Source organism: Streptomyces scabiei 87.22 (assembly GCF_000091305.1).
GTDB classification, from domain to species: domain Bacteria; phylum Actinomycetota; class Actinomycetes; order Streptomycetales; family Streptomycetaceae; genus Streptomyces; species Streptomyces scabiei.
Map to the genome: position 1 here is coordinate 6885557 of NC_013929.1, position 25006 is coordinate 6910562.

The following is a 25006-nucleotide window of genomic DNA, read 5'->3' on the forward strand; positions in this document are numbered from 1 at the left end:
GCCGATGCACCGGGTCCCTGGATACCGTCGGTGACCCCGGCCGGCCGAACCCGCGGTCGCCGTAGGCCCGGAGAGTGAAGGAAAGCCGTGAACGCGCAGCGAGGGACGACGACTCTGTGGCGCCCCACCGGTCCCGTGGAGCTGGACCTGGTGCGGGAGTCGGGGTGGCGGGCCTGGCCTCCCCGGCTGCCCGAGCAGCCGATCTTCTATCCGGTGCTCGACGAGGCGTACGCGGTGCAGATCGCGCGGGACTGGAACGTGAAGCACGACGGCGCGGGGTTCGTCACCCGTTTCGAGGTCGACGCCGGGTTCCTGCGCCGGTACCCGGTACGGCAGGCCGGCGGCCGGACCATTCTCGAGCTGTGGGTCCCGGCGGAGGAGCTGGAGGAGTTCAACGCGCACATCGTGGGCGCGATCGAGGTCGTGCACGAGTTCCGATGAGCCGCGCGGCGGCGGGCGGCGGAGCACCGCCCGCCGCCCGCCTCGGAACCTCGTCGCCGGGGTCAGCTCCTCACGGTCGTCGCCGTCCGGGACGGCCTGGGAATGGACACCGGCCGGCGGCCCGCGTCGCGGTCGCCCGCGATCTCCAGCAGGACCCGGACCAGCTCGTCGTGGAGGGCGTCGCTGATCTCATGTGCTTGGGGGGTGTCGACGTGCAGCATGTTGACGTGGAGCCCCGTGGCGGTGCGGTGGAACCAGTGGCTGATGCCGTTTCCGCGGGCGGCCCAGACGTGCAGCATCGGCTTCCAGAGCGGGTGCTGGTGCCCCCCGGGGGTCCTGCGGAAGTCGATGTAGGAGAAGAAGTTCACCGGGAACGGCCAGTGGTGGAGGGTGAACGACTCGGGGGCCAGTAGCTCCCACGCCCGCACGAAGGGGATGTCGGCGTGCCGCTGCAGCTCTCCGTAGGCCGTGCGGGCCCGTGCGATCGTGGCCGCGTGGTCGGCGCCGCCCTCCGTGACGCGGAACTCGATCGGCATCGTGTTCACGAACCAGCCGATGGAGTGCTGGTACGTCCCGTCGCCCTCGTCCGCCCGTTCGCTGACGGGCAGCAGGCCCCGGTAGACCCCCGGCCCGCCGAAGCGGTGCTGAGCCGTCGCCGCGGCGGCCAGTACGGCGGTGAAGACACTGCCCCCCGACGCGCGGGCGCCCGCCGCGAGCGCCTCGGTGCGAGAGGCGTCCAGCAGGGGGAGGGCCCGGTTGACCAGGGGGTAGAGGTGGTCATCCGGCACGCCCAGGTCGAAGGGGAACCGGGGGAAGAAGCCGCCGTTCCCGCGGATGAACTCCTTCCAGTAGGTGAGGCGTTCGTCGTCGGCGCCGAGGGAGGTGTAGCGGCGGCGCTGGTCGTCGCCGAAGGTCAGATAGCTGCCCGCCGGGGGGAGCTGGGGAGTCCGTCCGTCGACGAGATCGGCGTAGGCGGTCTGGAGTTCGTTCACGACGACCGGCATGGACAGGCCGTCGCAGACGATGTGGTCGAAGCAGAGGTAGACGGTCGCGCCCGTCTCCCGGACCACCGCGCCCATGAGGAACAGCGGCCAGGACAGCGTGTCGATGCTCTTGAACGTCTTGTCGAGATGGGTGTGCAGCTCGTCCCCGGTGGGGAAGTCGCCGACCCGCTCCGCCTCCAGGACGATGGATTCGGGTGCCAGAGCCGTGCAGTTCAGATCACCGGCCAGGCGCCGGAACTCGCTGCGGAGCACCTCGTGCCGCCGTACGAGGAGCAGCAGCGCCGATTCGAGGGCCCCGGTGTCCAGGGTGCCGGTGATCTCGAAGGTCACCGTGATCGAGCTGGCGATCCCGTCGCTCGTACTGCGCGCCGCCTCGGACGACGAGTGGTGCTTGTCCTGGTTGAAGGACGCCGATGTGAGGGGGGCCGGGGAGGACGCGGGGGAGGGGCAGGAGGCCGGTTCGGGAGAGGAATCCTTTCCGTCACGGGGGGAGTTCTTCGTGCGCAGGGACCAGGAGATGACGGTCCCGGGTGCGACGGCGGCGTCGGAGAAAGGAATCTGCAGCACTCGGGTGCTTTCTGTTCGTGAATTGTCGGGCGGGCATTGTCGGGGTGACGATGACGGGTTCGTGGGTTGTCGGTTCGTGAATTCCCCCGGGGGAAGCGAGAAGAGAGACGCCGGGGGACGGGGGAAGCTGTGGGTGGAGGTAAGCGGGACGGTGTCGATCGCATTCAAGTGAGATGGAGCGCAAGGGAATTCACCGCTGCGTCCACGCCGTTCTCGGCACGGACGAGCGGGGCGATCTCGCCCGCCCGGTGCCGCAGGTGCCGGTCCTTCACCGCCGCTGTGATCGCCTCCGCGAGTCCGTGTGCCGTGAGGGTCCGGGCGGTGAGGGGGGCGGGGGCCACGCCCAGGGCACGCATACGGGCCGCCCAGTGGGTCTGGTCGCCCATGTGGGGGCACAGGACCTGGGGGCGGCCCGCGGCGAGTGCCGCGGCTACGGTCCCGGCGCCGCCGTGGTGGACGATCGCGGCCGTACGGGGGAAGAGCCAGTCGTGCGGGGCCTGTTCGATCGTCAGGATGTCGGGGGCCGAGGAGGCGGAGCCGTCCGCCGCCGCGCCGATGCCGCCCCAGCCGGTCGCGACCACCGCCCGTACGCGGGTGAGCCGGACCGCCTCGGTGACCAGCGCGTTGTTGCGGTGGGCGTGGGTGCCGGCCATGCTGCCGAAGCCGATGTAGACCGGGGGCGGACCCTCGTCGAGGAAGCGGGCCAGCTCTCTCGGGGGCGTCCAGTCGGGGCGGGCCGGCAGGTACCAGAACCCCGTGGTGCGCACGGCGCCGCCCCACCCCGGGTCGACCGGAGTGATGTGCCGGCTGAACGACTGCAGGACCGGACGCCGCCCGCCCCCGGGGTCCCGCAGCCACCGCCGGGCCCCGTGGCGGCGCGGGGCCAGACCCAGTTCGGACGTCCGCCAGCGCTCCACCTCGCGGGACCGCTGCGCGGCGGTGACCAGGGCGTAGGTGCTCCGGTTGAGCAGGCGCGGCACGCGGGGGAGCGGGACGAGCCGGCAGGGGAACGAGCCGGACGGGATCCAGCCGGGCTGCAGCGCCACGACGACGGCGGGCACGTCCAGCATGTCGGCCACGTACTGGGCGGGGAACGCCGCCGAATGCACCACCGCCCCCAGGTCGCCGTGGTCGTGGGCGATGGCCGCCACGTCGCGCAGCGGGGCGATCAGCAGGTGTTTGAGGCGGGCGACGGTCCGGGCGGCCGCGATGCCCCCGCGCACCCCTGTCAGACCGTCGTCGACGATTCCGCGGGTCGCCGGCTCGTCCAGGATCCTGGTCGGGCCGTCGTCGATGGCGGCGAATTCCACCCCGTACGCGGCGGCGTCGGACGCGTATGCGAAAGGTGCCGCCAATAAAGGGTGATGGCCGTGGCGTCGCAACGCCACGGCCAGTGCGAGAAAGGGTTGTACGTCCCCGCGAGTACCGCATGCCGCCAGGAGAACCTTGCGCGGGCGAGCACCGGACCCGAGGCTTTCCGACCCCGATTCTTTGGGCATGACCACGCGCTGAACCTAGCAGAAGTAAATTCGAACAAGCTGCGCCTGATAATGAGTTCGATGAATTCCGCGACGGTCATTCACAGGGCCGGGCGACGGGTACGACGGTCAGCTCCGGAACGGTCCCGTCACCTCGTACGTGATGCCGCCCGACGAACTGCCGCTCGTGCCGCGCTGGCTGGAGAAGTAGAGACGGCGGCCGTCGGGGGAGAAGGCGGGGCCGGTGATCTCGGAGGCGGACTGGCCCTCGACGCGGAGGAAGGGGGCGACGACGTCGTCCGGGGTGATGAGGCAGATCTCCATGGTGCCCCCGTCCTCGGCGACGTAGAGGTCGCCGGAGGAGGTGCCGGTGATGTTGTCGACGCCGGTGAGGGGAGCCGTGCCGGAGGTGACCAGGGAGTCGTCGTACGCCAACTCGTAGGTCCCGGCGGTGAGGTTGAGCTGCCAGACACGGTTGTCGCCCTTGGTGGTGAACCAGACCGTGTCGTCGGCGTAGTAGCAGCCCTCGCCCCCGTTGAAGGACTTCGACCCCGAGACCTGGGTGCGGGTGCTCGTGGGGGAGCCGTCCGGGTCGGGGACGTTCGCCCAGGTGTAGGAGCCGGAGGCGGCGGTGCCGGCGACCATGACCTGGAGGGTGCCCGCGGACAGGTCGCCCCAGGTCGTGGGGACGAAGCGGTAGAAGCGTCCGTTCGACTCGTCCTCGGTCAGATAGACCACCCGGCGGACCGGATCGGCCGCCGCCGCCTCGTGCTTGAAGCGGCCCATCGCGTCCCGGCGGACCGCGGCGTTCACGCCCCACGGGTCGGTCTCGTAGACGTAGCCGCGGTCCACCTCCTCGCAGGACAGCCAGGTGTTCCACGGGGTCCTGCCGCCCGCGCAGTTCTGCCGGGTGCCGGACAGGACGCGGTACGCCGACGTGACCGCGCCGGTCGAGGAGAACCGCACCGCGCTCGCGCCGCCGGAGGGGTTGATCTCCGAGTTGGAGACGTAGATCCAGCCGGTGCCGTCCGCGTAACAGGCGCCGCCGTCGGGGGCGTTGTGCCAGGAGTAGGAGGTGCCGGGGACCGTCTGGCCGGAGCGGGCGATCACCCGGCTGCTGAAGCCGCTCGGGAGCCTGACGCCGTTCGCGTCGGCCGCGCCGAGTGCCCCGTACGGGCCCGCGCCGGGCTGGGCGGGCGCCGCGTACGCGGCGCCGCGCCAGAGGGTTCCGCCGAAGGCGGCCGACGAGCCGCCGAGCACGGCCGCGCGCAGGAGAGTACGACGTTCCACTGTCGCTCCAAGGAGTACCTCGAACGGCCCGCCTGCCGGTCGGCGGCGGGGTCGCGCGCTGATGGACCTTAGGACACTCTGATTGACAGAGCATGGACAACTCGTGACTCTACGGCGGCGTTCCCCGCCTGGCGATGGCGATGGCGATGGCGATGGCGGGTGCGTTGTGCGTTGTGCGTTGTGTGTGGCGCGCTCAGGCCGGCAGTGGTGGTGCCTCCCGGCGGCGCTGCCCCTGCCGCCCTCCGAAGTCGTGTCCGTGTCCGTGCCCCTGGCCCTGGCCGTGCCCGTTGCCGGGGGCCTGACCGGGGTGTTCCGCCGACGGAAGGCGCACCACCGCGTCCAGGCCGCCCGTGGCCGCCTCCCTCAGCGTCACCTCCCCGCCGCTGGCGTGCGCGAGGCGCTGGACGAGGGAGAGACCGAGACCGGTTCCGCCCTTGGGGGCGCCGGGGGCGCGCCAGAAGCGGTCGAACGCGCGGGCGCGCTGCTCGGGCGTCATCCCTGGGCCCTCGTCGGTGACATGGAGGTCGACCCAGTGGGGCCGGGCCTCGCGCAGTGCCCGGCGGGCGGGGACGTGGAGCCGTAGCTCCATGGTGACCGTGCTGTGCGTGGGGGAGGCGCGCAGGGCGTTGGAGAGGAGGTTGTCGAGAATCTGCTCCACGGCTCCGGGGACGGCCGTCACCGGGCCGACCACCCCGGCGAAGAGGACCAGTGACACCCCGCCACGCTCGAACAGCGGCCCCCACGTACGGTGCCGCTCCGCGCAGATCGCGCCCAGGTCGACCTGGGCCGGGATGGCCGCGGCCTCCTCCAGACGGGCCATCGCCAGCAGTCCCTCGACCATCCGGGCCAGCCGGTCCGTCTCCGTGACGGCGGCGTCGAGGCTGGGCCGGGCGCGGCGGGCGATGTCCGGCTCCAGGTTCTCCAGCCGCAGCCGGAGCGCCGCGAGCGGGGTCTTCAGCTGGTGCGAGGCCTCGCCGGCGAACGCCCGCTGGGAGGCCAGCAGGTGTTCGAGCCGGGCGGCGGTCGTGTTGAAGGCCGCCGCGAGGCTGCGTACCTCCGGCGGGCCCGAGGTGACCACCACACTGGTGGCCCTGCCGCCCTCGGCCAGCCGGTGCGTGGCCTCCTCCAGCTGCCGGATGGGGCGCCCCGTCCAGCGCGCGAACGCGAACGCCACCGCGGCCACCCCGGTGAGCACCGCCAGCCCGGCCAGCGCCAGCAGCAGCCAGACCGCGAACACCCGGGCGTGGACCATGGTCGTCGGGAGGGTGACGCGTACGGCGCCCTGTGCGGTGACGGTGGTCGCTCCGGCGGCCGTGTCGGCGGTCGTGGCCGAGGCCGTGCTCGGGGTCGAGTCGGCGACCGTGACCGAGCCGGCGCCGGGGGCGCGCTCGTCGCCCGGGCGGGGGCCCGTCTCCGGGGTCGCGTGGCCCACCGGGGCCGCCACGGCCAGGTAGTGGACGCCGCCGGTCGTCGTCGTACGGACGTCCGTGGTGGCGCGGCCGCGGAGCGCGGCGGAGATCTCGGGCTGGGTGGGGAGGGTCTTCTCCTCGTCGTCGGACAGGGAGTGGGAGGACGCGAGCAGGTTGCCGTCCGCGTCGACGATGACGACCTTCCCGCCGATGCGCTCGGCGCAGTGCCGGGCCCGCTCGGCGAGTTCGTCCTGACGGCCGGCGGCGAGGGAGAGGGCGGTGTACGCGGCCACCGACTCGGCCTCGTCGTTGGCCGCGTTGACGATCCGCTCGCGTTCGGCCCGTGAGTAGACGAAGCCCAGCGGGATCTCCAGCCCGAGCAGGACCAGGGCGGCGAGGCTGAGGTAGCTCAGCAGCAGGCGGCGGGTCATGACGCCCTGGTCTCGGGCGTGCGATGCCTCCAGGAACCCGCGCCCCGCCCACGGCCGGTGCCCTGCTCGTGACTCGGCGGCCTGCCCCGGGCCGGACCCGAAGTCTGCCCGGGGGTGCGTACGGCCAGCCGGAAGCCGACACCGCGCAGGGTCTGGATCCAGGCCGGGTCGCCCAACTTGCGGCGCAGGGTGGCGACATGGACGTCCAGGGTCTTGGTCGGGCCCTGGTAGTGGTCGTCCCAGACGCGGTTGAGGATCTGCTGCCGGGAGTAGACCGCGCCGGGGTCCTCGGTGAGCAGGGCCAGCAGCTCGAACTCCTTCGGCGTCAGCGCGACGGGCACCTCGCCGACCCAGACCTGCCGGGTCCGCCGGTCCACGACCAGCGGGCCGGGCGGCGGAGCCGAGCCGCCGCCGGCGCCGTCGTCGTCGAAGGCCGGCCCTGAGGGGGGCCGAGGCTCGGGCGGGGCCTGCTCGTAGACGGGAGGTTCGTACGCCGGGGGCTGGGGGACGGAGGGCGCGTAGGCAGGGGGCTCGTGGACGGAGGGCGCGTAGGCGGGGGGTTCGTAGACGGGGTTGCCGTGCGCCGGAGTGCCGTGCGCCGGAGTGCCGTACGGCGGGTTCGTGACGGCGGGCGTGCCGTGGGGCGGGGTTCCGTAGGCGGACGCGTCGTACTCCCGGCTTCCGTACGCCTGGCGTTCATACGCCGGGCCTCCTTCCCGCGCCGGTGTCTCGTCCGCGGCCGACCAGTCGTACTGCGCCCCGCGCGCCCCCACGCCGGGACCGGGACCGGCCCTGTGACGGCCCGCGCTCCTGTCGCCGGGACCGGCCGCCCCACGGCCCGTGTACCCGGCGCCGTCCCGACCCGGCTCCTCGTCCCCGGCGCGGCTCGTGTCGTCGCTCCCGGGGCCGTTCCCCGCCTCGAAGGCGCTCGGGGCGGTGAAGTCGTTCTCGGCCCCGAAACCGGTCCCCTTGCCCACCCCTGCCTCGCCCACCACAACCCCCGCGACCACCTCGGGCGCGGTGCCGCCCCCCGGCCGCCGGTGACGACGTGACACCGCCCGGATGCGGGCGACCAGTTCGCGGATGCTGAACGGTTTCGCCAGGTAGTCGTCGGCGCCCAGCTCCAGGCCCAGGACACGGTCGGCCTCCTCGCCGCGCGCGCTGAGGATGATGAGGGGGACGTCGGAGGTGCGGCGGATGCCGCGGCAGACGTCGATGCCGTCCATGTCGGGCAGGCCGAGATCCAGCAGGACGACATCGCCGTACGGACCTCTCAACCCGTCCGCGCCGGTGGCCACGTGGTGGACCGTCAGGCCGAAGTGCCGCAGCCCGTCGGCGAGCGGCTCGGCGATCGTCTCGTCGTCCTCGATGAGCAGCACTCGTACGCCCATGGCCGCCTGTCTCTCCAGAAAGTCGGGACAACACGGGACCCGTGTTGTGGGGCGCCACGCTACAAGACACCGAACAAGAACGTGCGGGGAATGAGAGGCATTGTGAAATGACCCTCAGAAGCTGCTCGTATTCGACGGCCCGACCTGCGGAGAAGAGGTGCGTGGCCGAAATCTGTGGAAAACCTGGCGGCGTTTTAGTGTTCGCTTAACCTTTCTCTGGCCATCGCCACCCTACGGTCGTACCTGCTGGTCGGAACCGTTTCAGGGAGGCAGGATGAAGGCGCTGCTGGATCGCGCCCGGTCGTTCAGGCGACGGGTCGACTTCGAGAGCGACGAATACCGGAAACTCGCCGTCGGGCAATTTCCCGAGGCGTTGTTCATTACCTGCTCGGACTCGCGGGTGATTCCCGCCCTGATCACCGGGGCGCGGCCCGGCGAGATATTCGAGCTGCGGAATGCGGGCAACATCGTGCCGCCGCACGACGGGTACGGGGCCGCCTCCGGTGAGGCCGCCACCATCGAGTACGCGCTGGAGGCGCTCGGCGTTCAGGACATCGTGGTGTGTGGCCATTCCCACTGCGGCGCGATGGGCGCGCTGACGTACGGCGCCGACCTGTCCGGTCTGCCCAGCGTGGACGCCTGGCTCGACTACGCCCGCCCCGCGCTCGAACCGGTCCTCGGTGAACGCGGCGCCGACGGCGGCCGGGACGCCGTCCCGTCGTCCGAGGGCCCCGGCCTGCGCGAGGTCGTCCAGCTCAACATCCGCAACCAGCTCGCCGTCCTGCGTGACTATCCGGGCGCGCGGCGGCAACTGGACGCCGGACGGCTCCGGTTGCACGGCTGGTACTACGAGATCGACACCGGCAGGGTCCACGAACTGGACGCCCACGGGGACTTCCAGGTGCACGACTCATGAGGCGCGGCGCGCACGGACGGCGCCCGGGTGCGGGCCCCCGAAGGGCCTTCGGTGGGCAGGAGTTCGGCGCCGGAAGGGAGTTCGGCAAGGAGTACGGCAACGAGTTCAGCAAGGAGTTCGGCAACGAGTTCGATGCTGTCCCGCCGAAGCCCGACGGCCCCCCGGCCGACCGCACCGCGCCCCCTCGTGACCGCATCGACCTGGGTACGGAGATCACCGCGTCCCTCGTCGTGTTCCTCGTGGCGCTGCCGCTCTGCATCGGTGTGGCCGTGGCCTCCGGTGTGCCGGCCGAGCTGGGGATCATCTCCGGTGTGATCGGCGGTCTGGTGGTCGGGGCGGCGCGGGGCAGCACGCTCCAGGTGAGTGGGCCGGCCGCCGGTCTCGCGGCGCTTGTCGCGGAGACGGTCATGGAGTTCGGCGTCGCGATGCTCGGCGTGATCGTCCTCTTCTCCGGCATCCTCCAGATCGTGCTGGGCCTGGTGAAGCTGGGCCGGATGTTCCAGGCGATCTCCCTCGCCGTCGTCCAGGGCATGCTCGCCGGCATCGGTCTGCCGCTGATCTTCAGCCAGCTCTACCCGATGTCCGACGCCAAGGCGCCGGGCACCCCCCTGGAGAACATGGCCGGCGTCCCCGGGCTGATCGCCGGCACCGTCACCGACCCGCAGGCACTCCTCGCCGCCGGGCTCGGCATCGTCACGATCGTGCTGAGCTTCCTGTGGAAGCGGGTGCCGGGGCCGGTCAGGAAGGTGCCGGCCGCGCTCGTGGCCGTCGGGATCGGGATCGCGGTCGCCTCCCTGCCGGGCGTCGGGGTGAAGACGCTCCAGGTCGGCGACCTGGCGGCGTCCGTGGACGTGCCGGGGCCGGAGCAGCTCTCCGGGCTGGCCAGTGCCGGGGTGATCACGGCGATCCTCACGTTCACCGTGATCGCGTCGGCGGAGAGCCTGTTCACCGCCGCCGCCGTGGACCGGATGCACAGCGGTCCGCGGACCCGCTACAACACCGAGCTGGTCGCGCAGGGCGCGGGCAACACGATCGCCGGCCTGCTCGGCGCGCTGCCCATCACCGCCGTCGTCGCGCGCAGCTCGGCGAACGTCCAGGCCGGAGCGAAGACCCGGCTCTCCCGGACCCTGCACGGCCTGTGGCTGCTCGCCTTCGCGCTGCTCCTGCCGCAGGTGCTGGCACTCATCCCGATCTCGGTGCTCGCGGGCGTCCTCGTGCACAGCGGGTGGAAACTGTTCGCGCCGGACGAGTTCCCGAAGATGTGGCGGCAGGACCGGGGCGAGTTCGCGGTGATGACGCTGACGACCCTGGTCATCACGGTGACCGCGCTGCTCGAAGGGGTGCTGTTCGGGCTGGCGGCGGGTGTGGTGCTGGCCGCGCTGCGCATGTCGCGGACCGTCGTCCGGCAGCACATCGAGGACGACACGGCGAAGGTCGTGATGGCGGGCAACGCGACGTTCCTGCGGCTCCCGAAGCTGATCGACGCGCTGGAGGCCGCGGCCGCCTCCGGCAAGCCGCGCATCCGGCTCGACCTGCTCGGGGTGACCCACCTCGACCACGCGTGCCGCAGCCAGGTCGAGGAGTTCGTGGCCCAGCAGCGGGGGGCGGGGGTGCGGGTGGAACTGCTCATGCCGGACCTCACGGGGGTGCCTGCGGCGGCAGAGCGGAGTGTGGACGTGCCGGAGGATCCGGCGGGGGTGTGGGACTACGCGACGGTCGGTTCGGCGGCGGTCGGAGGCACCGGCGGCCGGATCCCACCCGGGCCCGGCCCCGACGCCGAGTGGTTCTACCTGGACACCCGCCCCCTCGGACCATCGGGCTCGTAGGACGGCTGCGGGTGCGTGGGGGCTGGTCGCGCAGCTCCCCGCGCCCCTGGAAGCATCAGGCCCCCGCGGGCCTGAAAGCCAACAGCCCTGCGGGCCTGAAAGCCGGCGGTCCTGCGGGTCTGAGAAGCACGGGGGCGCAGCCCCTGCTTTTCAGGGGCGCGGGGAACTGCGCGAGCGACCCCCACCGGACCCGTACCCGAACACGCACCGAAACCCACGCCCACCTCCCGCACCCCCCGCGGCGAGACTAGGGTGGAATTCGATCAGGAGCGCTCCGGGAAGGCGGCGTCATGACCAGCGGCTGGAACGTGCACGACATTCCCGATCAGCGCGGCCGTACCGCGGTGGTCACCGGTGCCAACAGCGGCATCGGGTACGCCGCCGCCCGCGAACTCGCCCGCCGCGGTGCGCACGTCGTCCTCGCCTGCCGCAGCGAGCAGCGCGGGGCCGCCGCGCTGGAGCGGATGACCGCCGAAGTCCCGGACGGCAGCGTGGAGTTGATCCGGCTCGACCTCGGGGACCTCGGTTCCGTACGGGAGTTCGCGGCGGCGTACGCACGCGCCGGCGACCGCCTGGATCTGCTCGTCAACAACGCGGGCGTGATGGCCGTCGCCGAGGGCCGTACGGCCGACGGCTTCGAGACGCAGTTCGGCACCAACCACCTCGGCCACTTCGCGCTGACCGGCCTGCTGCTGCCGACCCTCCTCGCCACGCCCGGCGCCCGCGTGGTGACCGTCTCCAGCTTCATGCACCTACGAGCCAACATCGACATCGACGATCTCAACACCGAGCGCAAGTACCGCCGTTGGCTCGCCTACGGGCGCTCCAAGACCGCCAACCTGCTCTTCACCCACGAACTGGCCCGGCGGCTGGCGATGAACGGCTCGGAGGTCGTGGCCGCCGCAGCGCACCCCGGGTACGCGTCCACCAACCTCCAGACGGCCGGGCCGAGCGCCGAGGGACGCAAGGGCGTCGAACGCTTCATGCGTGTCGGCAACCGCTTCTTCGCCCAGTCCCCCGAAGGGGGCGCGCTGCCCACGCTGTACGCGGCGACCGCCCCCGCCGTACGCCCCGACTCCTTCATCGGCCCGGCCTTCGGGATGTGGGGCGCCCCGCGTCCGTCGCCCCGGGCGCCCTGGACCCTCGACGACCGGGCGGGCGAACGCCTCTGGACCGCCTCCGAGCACCTGACCGGGGTCAGGTGCTCGGAGTTGAAGGCGTGACGGGCGGGGAGGTCCGGCCTACGCCGCACGCACCTCGTACGCCGTGATCCGTACCGTCTCGTCGTCCAGGCACTGCCCGTTCGCCAGGTCGAAGCGCTGCTTCAGGAGCGGGGAGGCCACGAACGGGCGGCCCTGGTGGCTGCCGGTGAGGCCGCGGGAGAGGACGGCGGCACCGCCGAACGGGTCCCGGTTGTCGATGGCGTACAGCCTGCCCGCGCGGTCGAGGAACAGCGCGGCCTGGCTGCCGTCGGGGAGCAGGGCGGCCACGCCGCGGCCCGGGGTCAGCAGGGTCAGGTCGCAGACCGTGAACCAGCCGTCCGCCAGCCGCAGCTGGACCTTCACATCGGTCTTCTCGGGGGCGATCGTCATCGCTGGGCGCTTCCTTCCAGGACATCGGCGGGCCGCAGGCCGATGGACAGCAGCGGCAGGTCGGGCTTGATCTGGTCGCGCTCGGGGACGAAGCCGACGACCGGGTCCGGGGTGTCCGGGGCGTTGACGAAGGACACGAACCGGGCGAGCTTCTCGGGGTCGTTGATGGTGGAGGCCCACTCGTCGGCGTAGGCCGAGACGTGGTCGGTCATCAGGGACTCCAGCTCCTCGCAGATGCCGAGGGAGTCCTCCACGACGACGTCCCGCACGTGGTCCAGTCCGCCGGGGATCCGCTCCAGCCAGGTCGAGGTCCGCTCCAGGCGGTCCGCGGTGCGGATGTAGAACATCAGGAACCGGTCGATCAGCCGGATCAGCTGGGCGTCGTCGAGGTCCTGGGCCAGCAGGTCGGCGTGGCGGGGGGTGGCGCCGCCGTTTCCGCCGACGTACAGGTTCCAGCCGCCCGAGGTGGCGATGATGCCGAAGTCCTTCGACTGGGCCTCGGCGCACTCGCGTGCGCAGCCGGAGACCGCCGACTTCAGCTTGTGGGGCGACCTCAGGCCCCGGTAGCGCAGCTCCAGGTCGATCGCCATGCGGACCGAGTCCTGGACGCCGTAGCGGCACCAGGTCTGCCCGACACAGGACTTCACCGTGCGCAGGGACTTGCCGTAGGCGTGGCCGGACTCGAAGCCCGCGTCCACCAACCGGGTCCAGATGACGGGCAGTTGCTCGACGCGGGCGCCGAACATGTCGATCCGCTGACCACCGGTGATCTTCGTGTAGAGACCGAAGTCGCGGGCGATCTCCCCGATCACGATCAGGCCCTCGGGCGTGATCTCACCGCCGGGGATGCGCGGGACGACGGAGTACGAGCCGTTCTTCTGCAGGTTGGCCAGGAAGTGGTCGTTGCTGTCCTGCAGCGCCGCCTGCTCGCCCTCCAGGACATAGCCGCTGGCGCCGATCGTCGGGGCGAGGGAGGCGATGATCGAACCGACCGTGGGCTTGCAGACCTCGCAGCCGTCGCCGCCCCGGGCCTCGTCGCGGCCGTAACGGTCCAGCAGCTGCTGGTAGGTGTTGATGCGCAGGGCGAGGACGATCTCGTACAGCTCCTCGCGGGTCTGCGAGAAGCAGCCGCACAGGCCCTTGTCGACGACGACGCCGGACGCCTCCAGCTCGGCGGTGACCAGCTGGCCCAGGACCTTGACGCAACTGCCGCAGGTCGTACCGGCCTTGGTGCACTTCTTCACCTCGGGCACGGTGGTGCAGTTGTGCTCGGTGACCGCGCCGCGGATCGTGCCCTTGCGGACGTTGTTGCAGGAGCAGATGATCGCGTCGTCCGGCAGCGCCGTCGGGCCGAGCTGCACGGCCTCCCCGGCGCCGGCGGGCAGCACCAGCGACTCGGGCGAGACCGGCGGGACGGACCCGGTGAACGCCTTCAGCGTGCCGTACGCCTCCGCGTCGCCGACCAGGATGCCGCCGAGCAGTTCGCCGCCCCGGCCGATGACGAGCTTCTTGTAGACACCCGAGCGGGAGTCGGAGTACACGACGTCCAGGCAGTCGGCGCTCGCGCCGTGCGCGTCACCGAAGGAGGCGACGTCCACGCCGAGCAGCTTCAGCTTGGTGGACAGGTCCGCGCCGGTGAACGCGGCCTCGTCGGCGGCGATCGTCGCGGCGGCCGTCTCGGCCTGCTCGTAACCGGGGGCGACCAGGCCGTACACCCGGCCGTCGGCGGCCAGCGCGCACTCGCCGATCGCGAACACGTGCGGGTCGTTCACCGTCCGGCACTGCTCGTCGACGCTGATGCCGCCGCGCTCGCCGACCGTCAGACCGCAGTCGCGGGCGAGCTGGTCGCGGGGGCGGACACCGGCGCTGAACACGACCAGGTCGGTGGCGAGTTCGCTGCCGTCGGACAGCTTCATCCCGGTGACGGCACCCTGGGCGTCGACCACGATCTCCTGCGTGCCGACACCGGTGTGCACGCTCAGGCCCATGTTCTCGATCGTGCGCAGCAGCGCGGCGCCACCGCCGTCGTCCACCTGCACGGGCATCAGCCGGGGTGCGAACTCCACGATGTGGGAGGTGAGTCCGAGACCCTTCAGCGCGCCGGCCGCCTCCAGGCCGAGCAGACCGCCGCCGACCACGGCACCGGTCTCGGCCGTCTTCGCGTACTCCTCGATCGCGAGCAGGTCCTCGATCGTGCGGTACACGAAGCAGCCGGTGGCGTCCTTGTTCGGGACCGGCGGCACGAAGGGGAAGGAGCCGGTGGCGAGGACGAGGATGTCGTACTCGAAGACCTGCCCGGAGCGCGCGGTGACCTTCTTCGCCTCGCGGTCGACCGTCTCCGCCGGGTCACCGACGAACAGCTCGATGCCGTGCGTCTCGATGAACTCCATGTCGGTCATCGACAGGTCCTCGGGCGTCCTGCCCGCGAAGTACGAGGTGAGCGCCACGCGGTCGTACGCCGGGCGCGGCTCCTCGCACAGCACGACCACGCGGTGCGTGGCGGTCAGGCCGCGCTCGGCGAGCGCCTCCAGGAAGCGCTGGCCGACCATGCCGTGGCCGACGAGCACGATCGTGGGGGTGGGCCCCAGGGTGGCGGACATTCAGGAGCCTCCATCGTTGGTGAGCAGGTGGAGCAGGGGAGCGCCGTCTGCGGGGAGCGGCTCCGCTCCCTCCCAGGCGCGGGCGAGCGCGCCCACCGTGCCGAGTTCGCCGACGAGGACCCCGCCGACCAGGCGGTCGTCGCGGACGACGACCTTGCGGTAGGTGCCGCGGGTGGCGTCGGCGAGCTGGATGACGTCGTCACCGGGCAGCGGCTCGGGCTCGCCGAACGCGGCGAGGTCGAGGAAGTCGGCTCCGGCGAGCGTCAGCCGGGTCAGGGCCCGGGTGCCGGTGTAGCGGGCGGCCGGGGACGCGACCCCGGCGATCAACTCGGCCAGGACGTCGGCCTGTTCGAGCGCCGGGGTGGCGAGGCCGTAGACCGTGCCCTCGAACTGGGCGCAGTCGCCGATCGCGTGGATACGGGGGTCGGAGCTGCGCAGCTCCTCGTCGACGATGACGCCCTTGTGCACGGCGAGCCCCGCCTCCTGGGCGAGACCCACCCGGGGGTGGACCCCGCAGGCGATGACGACGAGGTCCGCGTCGAGCGTGTAGCCGTCCGCCATCGACACCGACCGTACGGCCCCGCCGACGCTGCGCACGGCACGGACGCGCGTCTCGGTGTGCACCTCCACCCCGAGGTCGGTGAGGTGGCGGCGGACCAGCTTCGAGGCGGACGGGTCGAGTTGACGTTCCATCAGCCGCTCGCCCTGCTGGGCGAGGACGACCTGGGCGCCGCGCAGGGCGAGCGCGCGGGCGGCGGAGACCCCGAGGAGCCCGCCCCCGATGACGACGGCGCGTGCCCCGGGCCGTACGGCCTCGGACAGCCGCAGGCAGTCGTCCATGGTCCGGAAGGCGTGCACCCCGTCGGGGAACTCGTGCCGCTCCGGGTCCCAGAGGCCGCGCAGCGGCGGCAGCACCGGGTTGGAGCCGGTCGCGAGGACCAGCCTGTCGTACGGGATCTCCGTACCGTCCGCGAGGTGTACGGCTCGCACCTCGCGGTCGATGCGGACCACCCGGCCGTTCACCGTCCGCGTGGGCTCGGCGGGGGCGGGCAGCGCGATGACCTCGGGGGCGTACCGCCCGGCCAGCACCTCGGCGAGCAGCACCCGGTTGTACGGTGGGTGCTCCTCCTCGCCGACCAGCGTGGCGGGCATGCCCAGCTCTCCGAGCCGCCGGGCGAGACGTACGCCCGCGAGGCCGGAGCCGATCACCACCACACGCTCGTTCGAGGTCATGTCCTTGAGCCTGCGGTGCCGGTGTTACCCGACCGCATCGCGTCTGTTTCCCACGAGGAACGCTGCCCTCCCCGTGCCCCCGAACGGGGTGTGAGGGGTTTCCGGAAGGGCGGGACGAGGTGTGAGGACACCCGTGATCACGCTGCTGACCTGCCGATACGAGGACCGTGCGGGCGTATACGGGAGAGCCGGGCGGGGCGCGGGGAGACGAGGGCGCGGCGGAGTCCGGTGCCGTAGGTCACGCCGGGCGGGCACCACGGCGAAACCTGCGCGGCGGGTCCGGGCGGGGGCCGGGCGTGTCCGGACGAGGGCCGGGCGGAGGTCAGGGGCGGCGAACCTCAGATGATCCTCAGGTCGATGGACGGCACACCTATCGCACCGCATAGGGTCGCGTGCGTGCCCGACATATCGCTGACCATGGTCGTTGTCCTCTGCCTCGCCGCCCTCGCCGCCGGCTGGATCGACGCCGTGGTCGGCGGCGGAGGGCTCCTGCTCCTCCCCGCCCTCCTCCTGGGCCTGCCGAACGGCACCTCGGCCGCACAGTACGCGCTCGGCACCAACAAGGCGGTCGCCATCGTCGGCACCACGGGCGCGGCCGTCACCTACGCCCGCCGCACACCCGTCGACGTGCGGATCGCCGTACGGATCGGCCTGGCCGCGCTGGCGGGCTCGACGGCCGGCGCCCTCGTGGCCGCCGGACTGAGCACCGAGATCCTGAAGCCGGTGGTCATGGCCGTCCTGCTCGCCGTCGGCGCGTTCGTGATCCTGCGCCCCTCCTTCGGCACCACGGCCCCCGCCACGGGCCCCGTCTCCGCTCGGCGCGTCCTCGCGGCGGTCGGCCTCGCGGGCGTCGGCATCGGCTTCTACGACGGTCTCATCGGCCCCGGCACCGGTACGTTCCTGGTCCTCGCCCTGACCGCCCTGCTCCACCTCGACCTGGTCACCGCCTCCGCAACCGCGAAGATCGTCAACTGCTGCACCAACGCGGGCGCCCTCGCCATGTTCGCCTGGAAGGGCACGGTGTACTGGCAGCTGGCGGCCCTGATGGCGGTCTTCAACCTCGTCGGCGGCACCGTCGGCGCCCGCACCGCCCTCAAGAAGGGCAGCGGCTTCGTCCGGATCGTCCTGCTGACGGTGGTCTTCACGCTGGTGGCCAAGATGGGGTACGAACAGTGGGTGGCGTGAAGGGCGCGAGGAGCGTGGCGGCGGCCCCCGGTGTCGGGGCGGCGGCCCCCGGTGATCAGCTCGGGCGACTGCCCGTGAGATGGGCGAAGACGACCACGTTCCCCCGGTAGCCGGTCGCCCGCGAGTACCCCCCGCCGCAGGTGATGACCCGCAACTCGGGCCTCGTCGCCGCCCCGTACACCTTCGCGTCGGGGAAGTCCCGCGCGTCGTACACCTCCACCGCGTCCACGGTGAACACGGCCGTCCCGCCGTCCCGCCGGTCCACCTCGACGACGGCGCCCCGCTTCAGCGCGCCGAGGCGGAAGAAGACGGCGGGCCCGTCGGCGTTGTCCACGTGCCCGGCGACGATCGAGGTCCCCCGTTCCCCCGGGCTGGTCCCGGCCTCGTACCAGCCCGCGAGGTTCGGCTTCGCGGCCGGCGGCACGTCCAGGCTGCCGGCGGCGGTGAGACCGAGACCCGTCAGCGGCGCGTCCACGCGGAGGGAGGGGATGCGGATGCGGTCGGGCGGGGAGGGCGGCAGCGGGAGGGCCGCCGGGGTTCCGGACGCGCCGCCCGGCTCCGGCGGGACACCGGGCGTCCCGGACCGGAGATGGGCCTGCGCGGCCGACGGCTGGGGAGGCGCGTGCGAGGCCGTGCCGCTGTGCAGCAGCCACGCGCCGCAGAAGAGGGCCACCAGGGTGACCCCGGCTATGGCGGAGTCGGGGAGCCGTCGCACGAGGATCTCCTCACGGCCGTACGGACGTTCGGAACGGGCCCCTGTTCCTCCCCTGTGGGACGGTCCCTTGTTCCTCCCCTCCGGGCCGAGGGGCATCGGACCCGGAGGGGAGGGGGACGGCGGTACCGGCCGACGGACGGCGGAGGGTGTCCGTCAGATCCCGTCGCCTCTCGCCCGGCGATGCAGGAGCCAGGTACCGCCCGCGGCGGCGACGGCCAGAGCCGCCACGCCCGCCGCGGTCTGCACGGGGTCGGGACCGAGTGCGCCACCGACCCCCGTCTTCACACTTCCCCGCGGATACGCCGGCGGCGCGGTACGCGTACCGGTGAGCGTGACCACCAGGTCGCCGGTGACCCGGCGCCCGTCGTCGGCGCAGGTCGCGACGATCTCGTACGTCCCCGGCTGCGCGCTCGGCGGTACCTCGAACCGCCCGCCGAGCCGCTGCTGCCCGGCGCCGGACGCCAGCGAGAAGGACCCGGCGCCGACCGCTCCGGCGTCCCCCGTCGCCGTACCGTCCGGCCCGCAGGCCGTCGTGCGGACGGTGACCTCGTCGCCGGGGACGACACCGGCCGGCGAGACGTCGAGCCGACCGCCTCCACCGTCGTACGGGCCGCCGTACGCGGGTGCTGCGGCCAGCGCCGCGAGGGCGACGGCGAGCGCGGTTGCGGTCAGCGGCCGGGCGGTACGTCGCATCGTGCTGGCTCCTCCGAGAGTCCTCCGTTCCTCTCCGAGGTAAGCGGCACAGTGCCGCGCGCGCTTGCTGATGGATCGTCAGAAATGAGGTGAATGGGTGTCAGGGGAGTGGGTGAGGAGGGTGGGTTCAGAGGCGTTCGGGCAGGTCACCGGGGTGGGGTGGGGGTGCGGTGGAGAAGAAGGCGATGAGGGGCGGCCGGGAGTGTGAACGGGTGACCGGCCGGGGGGAAGGGCGCGGGCTTGACCTCAAGCGAAGTCGAGGTACGAGGGTCTTTCCCATGCAGACCACGACGGACACGCGCACACGCGAGACGACCGACCCGACCCCCGGCTCCTCCTCCGCCACCCCGGTCCGGGTGACGCTGCTCATCGGCAGCAACCGCACCGGCCGTTTCGGCCCGGTGATCGCCGAGTGGTTGCTGGACAGGGTGCGCCGGCACGACGGCTTCGAGGTCGAGGTGGTGGACGTCGCCGAAGCCGACCTCCTCCCGACGACGTTCGCGACGACCCCCGAGAGCACGGCACGGCTGGCCGGGATCACCCCGAAGCTGGCGGAGGCGGAGGCGTTCATCGTGCTGACGCCCGAGTACAACCACTCCTATCCGGCGGGCCTCAAGAACCTCATCGACTGGCACTTCCACGAATGGCGCGCCAAGCCGGTCGCGCTCGTCTCCTACGGCGGCATGTCAGGGGGTCTCCGAGCGGCCGAACACCTCCGGCAGGTCTTCGCCGAACTCCACGCCGTCACCGTCCGCGACACGGTCTCCTTCCACCAGGCGCACGCCGCCTTCGACGAGACCGGCCACCTCAAGGACCCGTCCGCACCGGATGCCGCGGCCCGGGTGATGCTGGACCAACTCGCCTGGTGGGCCCAAGCCCTGCGCGAGGCGAAGGAACGCCGCCCGTACGGGGGGTGAGGCGGGGCCACCGCTCTCCAGGCCGCGGCGGACTGTCCGAAGAGTTCCGCCGGGCCGGTGGGTGGGGGTGGATGGGGGCGGTAGCCCCTGCTTTTCAGGGGCGCGGGGAACTGCGCGAGAAGCCCCACCGGACCCGCGCATGGGGGTAGAAGGGGGGCATGGCCCCTGCTTTTCAGGGCTGCGGGGGACTGTGCGAGGTGTTCCGCCGGGCCGGTGGGTGGGGGTGGATGGGCGCGGTAGCCCCTGCTTTTCAAGGGCGCGGGGAACTGCGCGAGAAGCCCCACCGGACCCGCGCATGGGGGTCGAAGGGGCGCAGCCCCTGGGGAAGGGACGGGTAGGGGCGGCGGGGGCGAGAATCCGAGGGGCGCACCCCCACCAACCCGACACCGCCCCCGGCCCCGGTCTCAGCAACCGCCCCCAGGCCCCTCAGGCGCTTCCAGCACGGGAGGCGCTTCCTCCACGGGTGGCGCCGTCTCGACGGGAGGCACTTCCTCCACCGGTGGCGTCTCCTGGGCAGGCGGCTCCTCCTGCACCGGCGGTGCTTGCTCCTCAGGGGGTGCCGTCTCCGCCGGCGGTGCCTCTGCAGCAGGCGGCGCCTCCTGCGGGGGAGGCGCTTCCTCCGCCGGGGGTGCCTCCGGAGCAGGCGGCTCCTCCTGCGCGGGAGGAGCCTCCTTCACCGGCGGTGCCTCCGGAACAGGCGGCGCCTCCTTCGGGGGCGGCGCTTCCTTCACCGGCGGAGCCTCCACCACCGGCGGAGCCTCCACCACCGGAGGCCCCTGCTTTCCGGGCGGCACCCGCTCCCCGGGCGGCACCCGCTCACCCCGCGGCCCCCCGTCACCCCCACCCGCGACGCCGACCCCACCCCCGCCGTCACCGAACCCCGTAGAGGACGACCCCCCACCGTCCACCCCCCACGCCACCACCTGACGCGAGCTCACCGCCCCCGCCATCCCACCCCGGCGCTCGACGACCTCCGGCGAGTGCCCCTCGGGCCGATGCGGCGCCGGAGCCTGCGCGACCGGCGCCCGCCGGGCCGGCACCGCGTCCGAGTCGAGCGGCGCGAGGACGACCCCGGCCACGACGACGGCGGCCGCGGTGGCCACCCCCACGGCGGCGACCGCGGGGACCTTCACCCCACCCGCCCCACCCGCCCCACCCGTCACGACCTGCCGCACCCCATGCAGCAGTTGACTCACCTGCGCCCCCGCCCCGCCCAGCGCGGCGGTACCCGCGGAGCCCGCCGTGAGGGAGAGCAGCAGCTTCCCGCCGCCCCCGCCCGCCACGAACACCAGGAGCGCCGGACCGGCGAGCGCGGGCAGCCGGTCATTGGTGCGCATCAGCACCGCGAGCCGTCCCCGGCAGTCGTCGCACGCGTCCACATGGCCGAGCAGCTGCTCGGACTGCCGCGGCGTCGCCGTACCGCGCACGTACGCCGGCATGCGCCCCCACCGCACCTGGCACGCCGGATCGGCCGGCGCCCCGGGCTGCTCGCGCAGGAAGGCCTGGCGCATCCCCTCGCGCGCCCGGTGCAACAGCACCGCCGTCGCGCCCTGCTTGGCGCCGATGCGCCGGCCGACCGTCTCCAGCGGCTGCCCCTCCGCCTCGGCCAGCCACAGCGCCCGTACCCACCGCTCGGGCAGCTGGCCCAGTACGCGCACCAGCAGATCGACGGAGGAGACCTGTTCGGCGGGGTCGGCGGCGCCGGCCCCGCGTACGCCGGCCTCGACCCGTTCGGGAGCCGTCGGGTCCAGCGGTGTCTCCCGTGCGGCGGCGGTGCCCTCGGCCGTCGCGAGGTGCCGCACCGTCGTCGTCAGGTACGCCGGGACGTTGTCGATCTCGTGCCCCGCCGACAGCCGTCGCCACACGCGGAAGTGCGCCTCCGCGACGAGGTCCTCGGCGGTCCAGGAGTTCCTGGTGAGGGAGCGCGCGTAGGCGACGAGGCGCGGGTGCTGCTCCTCGAAGATCCGGGTGTACGCGGCGGTCGCGGCGGTCGCGGACGAGGTCGGGCCGTCGGTCATGGCAGGAACGCTCTCCAGTCACCTGCTGATGGGGTGTGGCTGATTTTGTATGTAGCGATGACAAAAATCTCAAGTAATCACACAAAGTGACGCGCATCACAGCGGGTTACTTCGAAGGCGGCGTAATACAGGGGGTCTTGGCGCGATCCGGACCCGCGCGTCACCCGAAGGACCAACTGACGAACATACGAACCCGCGCTCTCCGGGCATCCGAAGCGCCCGAACCCCGCGAAGAAGTCGAAGTGCCCGAAGCACCTGAAACACCCGAAGCGCCTGCAATACCCGAGACACCTGCAACACCTGCACCACCCGAAGGGCCTCGCACCACCCGAAGGGCCCCGAAGCACAGACGTGCTTGAACTGGAGACCGCCCATGCACCCCGCCCAGCCCACCATGCCGACACCCCCCGCCCTGGAGCAGCGCGCCCGCGCCTGCCTCATCACGCCCGCCTACGAGGAGGTCCCGGTCCGCACCACCCTGCGCTACACGCCGGACGACCCCCTCGCCGTCCACATCGACTTCCCGGCCGGGGTCTCCGCCGGTGACGTGAGCGTGACGTGGGCCTTCGCCCGCGCCCTCCTCGCGGAGGGACTGACCGCGTCCGCCGGTATCGGAGACGTGCACCTGTGGCCCTGCGGCCCGGCCCACACCGTCGTGGAACTCCGCTCACCGCACGGCATGGCCATGATCCGCTTCGACACTCCCACCCTCCGCCGCTTCCTGCGCCGCTCGTACGCCGTCGTCCCCCTCGGCGGCGAGGGCCTGGGTCCGGCGTTCGACGACGGCCTCGCGTCCCTGCTGGACGGGGTCTGAGACGGGCGGCTCGGAGGGGCCCGCTATGTTCGACCCGAGCGTCCGGATGTGCGGAGTGGGCATGCAGAAGACAGACGAACCGGCCGAAGAGGCGGTGACGGCCGAGCCGGAACAGCCGGCTGCCGACAAGGCGACACCCGACGGGACCGCCGACGCCCCCGCCGACCAGACCTGGCCCCGTCACTGGCCCCTGCTGCTCCTCGGCGCGGCCGTCGTCCCCGGGCTCGCGCTGTTCGCCGCGGTGAGGTGGGCGGAGGACCCGGCCGTACAGGCGTGGCGGACCGTCTGCCTCTCCATCGCCGTGCAGGCCCTGCCGTTCCTGCTGCTGGGGACGGCCCTGTCGGGTGCCATCAACGCCTTCGTGCCGACGCGGGTGTTCACCCGGGTGCTGCCCCGCAGGCCCGCACTCGCGGTCCCGGTCGCCGGTGCCGCCGGGGTGATCCTGCCCGGCTGCGAGTGCGCCTCGGTGCCGGTCGCGCAGAGCCTGATCCGCCGGGGGGTCGACCCGGCCGCGGCCTTCGCGTTCCTCCTCTCCGCCCCCGCCGTCAACCCGATCGTCCTGACCGCCACGGCCATCGCCTTCCCCGGCAGCCCCGCGATGGTGCTGGCCCGGCTGCTCGCCTCCCTCGTCACGGCCGCCGGGATGGGCTGGCTGTGGCTCTGGCTGGGGCGCGCGGAGTGGCTCAAGCCGGTCGCCCGGCACACCGGGCACCGGCCCGGACAGAGCCGCTGGAACGAGTTCCGCACCGGCTTCCAGCACGACTTCCTGCACGCGGGCGGCTTCCTCGTCGTCGGTGCGATGGCCGCGGCGACCTTCAACGTCCTCGTCCCGCGGACCGTGCTCGACACCTTCGCCGACTCGCCCTGGCTGTCGGTGCTGTTCCTCGCCGCGCTCGCGATCCTCCTGTCGGTGTGCTCCGAGGCCGACGCCTTCGTCGCCGCGTCCCTCACCGGCTTCTCACCCACCGCGCGGTTGACGTTCATGGTGGTCGGACCCATGGTCGACCTGAAGCTGATCGCCCTGCAGACGGGCACCTTCGGCCGGGCCTTCGCGGTCCGCTTCTCCACCGCGACGGTCGTCGTCGCGATCCTGTGCAGCGCCCTGATCGGAGCCGTCCTGCTGTGAAACGACCCCTGCAGGCGCTCCTTCTCCTTCTCAGCGGCCTCGGCCTCCTGCACGCCACCCTCCTGACCGACCACTACCTCAGATACGTCAAGAAGGGCATGTACCCCCTCCTCGTGGCCTCGGGCGCGCTGCTGCTCGTGCTGGCCGCGGCCGAGGCATGGTCGCTGTGGAGGCGGCGCGGCACCGGCGACCGGGAGCACCACGACCACGAGCGCACGCACGCGCAAGACCTCGGAGGCGAGGACCACGACCTCCGTGGCGAGAACGACGAGCAAGGCCACGACCGCAGCCACGACCACGGCCACGACAACGACCACGGCCACGATCACTCCGCCCCGCCCCGGGTCGCCTGGCTCCTGTTCCTCCCGGCCCTGAGCCTGCTCCTCTACGCCCCGCCCGCCATCGGCGCGTACACCGCCTCGCGTGAGCCCCCCAAAGCGGTGACGGTCACCGGGGAGGGCGACTTCGACCCCCTGCCCAAGACGTCCCCGCTCCCGATGACCCTCACCGACTTCACCCGCCGGGTGCAGCAGGACCGTGCCCGGGCCATCGACGGCCGTACCGTGCAGCTGACCGGCTTCGTCAGCCCGGACAAGGAGACGGCCGGCGGGAAGGGGGACGGCGGCTGGTACCTCACCCGGGTCATCTTCAGCTGCTGCGCCGCCGACGCCCAGTTCGTGAAGGTGCGCGTCCACGACACCCCGGCGCCGCCCGCCGACACCTGGGTCACCCTCACCGGCACCTGGCACCGGGCCGGCACCCTCGGCACCGGCTCCGCCGCGGCGGCCCTCGACGCCCACGGCATCAAGAAGGTCCCGCGCCCGTACAACGACTACACGGACGGCCTCCCCGCCCCGGCATCCTGACCGCCCACGCCCCTCCGTCCGGCGCCTCCGCACCCCTGGAGACGAGACACCGTGCTCCCCTTCTTCGTCTACGGCACCCTCCGCCCCGGCGAGGTCAACCACGACCTCTTCCTGCGCGGCCGCACCCGCACCGAGCGGCCGGCCCGGATGCCCGGCCTGACCCTGTACGACGGCCCCGGATACCCCTACGCGGTCGAGGAGACCGGCGAGGACCACGGGGGAGGGGGCGCGGTGGCCGGTGACCTCGTCACCGCCCGGCCGGAGGCGTACGCCGAACTCCTGCGTCTGCTGGACGAGCTGGAGGAGTACGCCCCGGGCGACCCCGCGAACCTGTACGAACGGGTGGAGCGCACGGCGACCCTCGACGACGGCACGGCCGTACGGGCCTGGGTGTACGTCGCCGCCCCGGCCGTCGCCGCCGGACTGCGTGCCCGGGGCACGCGGATAGAGGACGGCGACTGGCTGGCCCGCCGCCTGCCGCCGTCCGCGTAGGG

At 72.7% G+C, this 25006-nt stretch carries 20 protein-coding genes and 2 pseudogenes; 10 read left to right on the forward strand and 12 right to left on the reverse strand.

Annotated features, from left to right (window positions below; all coding sequences use genetic code 11):
* Positions 1-87 precede the first annotated feature (87 nt).
* Positions 88-441: a hypothetical protein gene (locus SCAB_RS29720; protein ID WP_037725011.1), complete on the forward strand. Its 354-nt coding sequence runs from the start codon at positions 88-90 to the stop codon at positions 439-441.
* 62 nt (positions 442-503) lie between these two features.
* Here the strand turns inward: SCAB_RS29720 and SCAB_RS29725 are convergent, their stop codons facing one another.
* From SCAB_RS29725 to SCAB_RS48705, 6 genes and pseudogenes are all read right to left on the reverse strand, one after another.
* Entirely contained in the window at positions 504-2012 is a 1509-nt protein-coding gene (locus tag SCAB_RS29725; protein ID WP_013003800.1) for a condensation domain-containing protein, read from the reverse strand.
* 164 nt (positions 2013-2176) lie between these two features.
* Positions 2177-3511, reverse strand: coding sequence for a glycosyltransferase (locus SCAB_RS29730; protein ID WP_078580355.1), 1335 nt, complete (start codon positions 3509-3511; stop codon positions 2177-2179).
* 108 nt (positions 3512-3619) lie between these two features.
* Entirely contained in the window at positions 3620-4780 is a 1161-nt protein-coding gene (locus SCAB_RS29735; RefSeq protein WP_013003802.1) for an alkaline phosphatase PhoX, read from the reverse strand.
* A gap of 193 nt (positions 4781-4973) precedes the next feature.
* The gene (locus SCAB_RS29740) at positions 4974-6620 is read right to left on the reverse strand and encodes a sensor histidine kinase (RefSeq protein ID WP_013003803.1); all 1647 of its coding nucleotides are present in this window, start codon (positions 6618-6620) and stop codon (positions 4974-4976) included.
* Positions 6617-7018, reverse strand: a pseudogene (locus SCAB_RS48700) (winged helix-turn-helix domain-containing protein); the annotation flags it as partial. The pseudogene SCAB_RS48700 and the gene SCAB_RS29740, both read right to left, overlap by 4 nt.
* A gap of 720 nt (positions 7019-7738) precedes the next feature.
* Positions 7739-8011 (reverse strand): annotated as a pseudogene (locus SCAB_RS48705) (response regulator); the annotation flags it as partial.
* Between the two features lie 274 nt (positions 8012-8285).
* On the opposite strand from SCAB_RS48705, the gene SCAB_RS29750 reads away from it, so the two are divergent.
* The 3 genes from SCAB_RS29750 (at position 8286) to SCAB_RS29760 (ending at position 11976) form a co-directional block, all read left to right on the forward strand.
* Positions 8286-8927, forward strand: a complete 642-nt coding sequence (locus tag SCAB_RS29750; RefSeq protein WP_013003805.1) for a carbonic anhydrase — start codon at positions 8286-8288, stop codon at positions 8925-8927.
* Positions 8924-10753 carry a SulP family inorganic anion transporter gene (locus SCAB_RS29755; RefSeq protein ID WP_013003806.1) on the forward strand — a complete coding sequence of 610 codons (1830 nt, stop codon included), beginning with the start codon at positions 8924-8926 and terminating at the stop codon, positions 10751-10753. Before SCAB_RS29750 ends, SCAB_RS29755 begins: the two co-directional genes overlap by 4 nt.
* A gap of 290 nt (positions 10754-11043) precedes the next feature.
* Positions 11044-11976: an oxidoreductase gene (locus SCAB_RS29760; RefSeq protein WP_013003807.1), complete on the forward strand. Its 933-nt coding sequence runs from the start codon at positions 11044-11046 to the stop codon at positions 11974-11976.
* 18 nt (positions 11977-11994) lie between these two features.
* Here SCAB_RS29760 and nirD read toward each other — a convergent pair whose 3' ends face one another.
* Genes nirD through SCAB_RS29775 form a run of 3 tightly spaced genes read right to left on the reverse strand, consistent with a single transcriptional unit; the run spans position 11995 to position 16178 of the window.
* A complete protein-coding gene (gene nirD / locus SCAB_RS29765) occupies positions 11995-12345 on the reverse strand; it encodes a nitrite reductase small subunit NirD (protein WP_013003808.1) in 351 nt (116 codons plus the stop codon).
* Positions 12342-14945 carry a nitrite reductase large subunit NirB gene (gene nirB / locus SCAB_RS29770; protein WP_013003809.1) on the reverse strand — a complete coding sequence of 868 codons (2604 nt, stop codon included), beginning with the start codon at positions 14943-14945 and terminating at the stop codon, positions 12342-12344. Before nirB ends, nirD begins: the two co-directional genes overlap by 4 nt.
* A complete protein-coding gene (locus SCAB_RS29775; protein WP_013003810.1) occupies positions 14946-16178 on the reverse strand; it encodes an NAD(P)/FAD-dependent oxidoreductase in 1233 nt (410 codons plus the stop codon). It lies immediately after the preceding gene.
* A 396-nt stretch (positions 16179-16574) separates the two neighbouring features.
* Here SCAB_RS29775 and SCAB_RS29780 point away from each other — a divergent pair, with 396 nt between their 5' ends.
* Positions 16575-17363, forward strand: coding sequence for a sulfite exporter TauE/SafE family protein (locus SCAB_RS29780; RefSeq protein WP_037726453.1), 789 nt, complete (start codon positions 16575-16577; stop codon positions 17361-17363).
* Positions 17364-17418: 55 nt separating this feature from the next.
* Here SCAB_RS29780 and SCAB_RS29785 read toward each other — a convergent pair whose 3' ends face one another.
* A complete protein-coding gene (locus SCAB_RS29785) occupies positions 17419-18078 on the reverse strand; it encodes a class F sortase (RefSeq protein ID WP_013003812.1) in 660 nt (219 codons plus the stop codon).
* Between the two features lie 153 nt (positions 18079-18231).
* Positions 18232-18771 carry a hypothetical protein gene (locus tag SCAB_RS29790; protein ID WP_013003813.1) on the reverse strand — a complete coding sequence of 180 codons (540 nt, stop codon included), beginning with the start codon at positions 18769-18771 and terminating at the stop codon, positions 18232-18234.
* Between the two features lie 278 nt (positions 18772-19049).
* Here SCAB_RS29790 and SCAB_RS29795 point away from each other — a divergent pair, with 278 nt between their 5' ends.
* Positions 19050-19688, forward strand: coding sequence for an NADPH-dependent FMN reductase (locus SCAB_RS29795; protein WP_037726455.1), 639 nt, complete (start codon positions 19050-19052; stop codon positions 19686-19688).
* A gap of 404 nt (positions 19689-20092) precedes the next feature.
* On the opposite strand, the gene SCAB_RS49100 is transcribed toward SCAB_RS29795, so the two are convergent.
* The gene (locus SCAB_RS49100) at positions 20093-21706 is read right to left on the reverse strand and encodes a sigma-70 family RNA polymerase sigma factor (protein ID WP_013003815.1); all 1614 of its coding nucleotides are present in this window, start codon (positions 21704-21706) and stop codon (positions 20093-20095) included.
* A 373-nt stretch (positions 21707-22079) separates the two neighbouring features.
* Here SCAB_RS49100 and SCAB_RS29805 point away from each other — a divergent pair, with 373 nt between their 5' ends.
* The 4 genes from SCAB_RS29805 to SCAB_RS29820 all read left to right on the forward strand — a co-directional run bounded on the left by SCAB_RS29805 (position 22080) and on the right by SCAB_RS29820 (position 25004).
* Entirely contained in the window at positions 22080-22520 is a 441-nt protein-coding gene (locus tag SCAB_RS29805; protein ID WP_078580205.1) for an SsgA family sporulation/cell division regulator, read from the forward strand.
* A gap of 61 nt (positions 22521-22581) precedes the next feature.
* Positions 22582-23646, forward strand: coding sequence for a permease (locus SCAB_RS29810; protein ID WP_374194919.1), 1065 nt, complete (start codon positions 22582-22584; stop codon positions 23644-23646).
* Positions 23643-24512, forward strand: coding sequence for a TIGR03943 family putative permease subunit (locus SCAB_RS29815; RefSeq protein WP_013003818.1), 870 nt, complete (start codon positions 23643-23645; stop codon positions 24510-24512). Before SCAB_RS29810 ends, SCAB_RS29815 begins: the two co-directional genes overlap by 4 nt.
* Before the next feature lie 51 nt (positions 24513-24563).
* Positions 24564-25004, forward strand: a complete 441-nt coding sequence (locus SCAB_RS29820; protein ID WP_013003819.1) for a gamma-glutamylcyclotransferase family protein — start codon at positions 24564-24566, stop codon at positions 25002-25004.
* Positions 25005-25006: the final 2 nt, after the last annotated feature.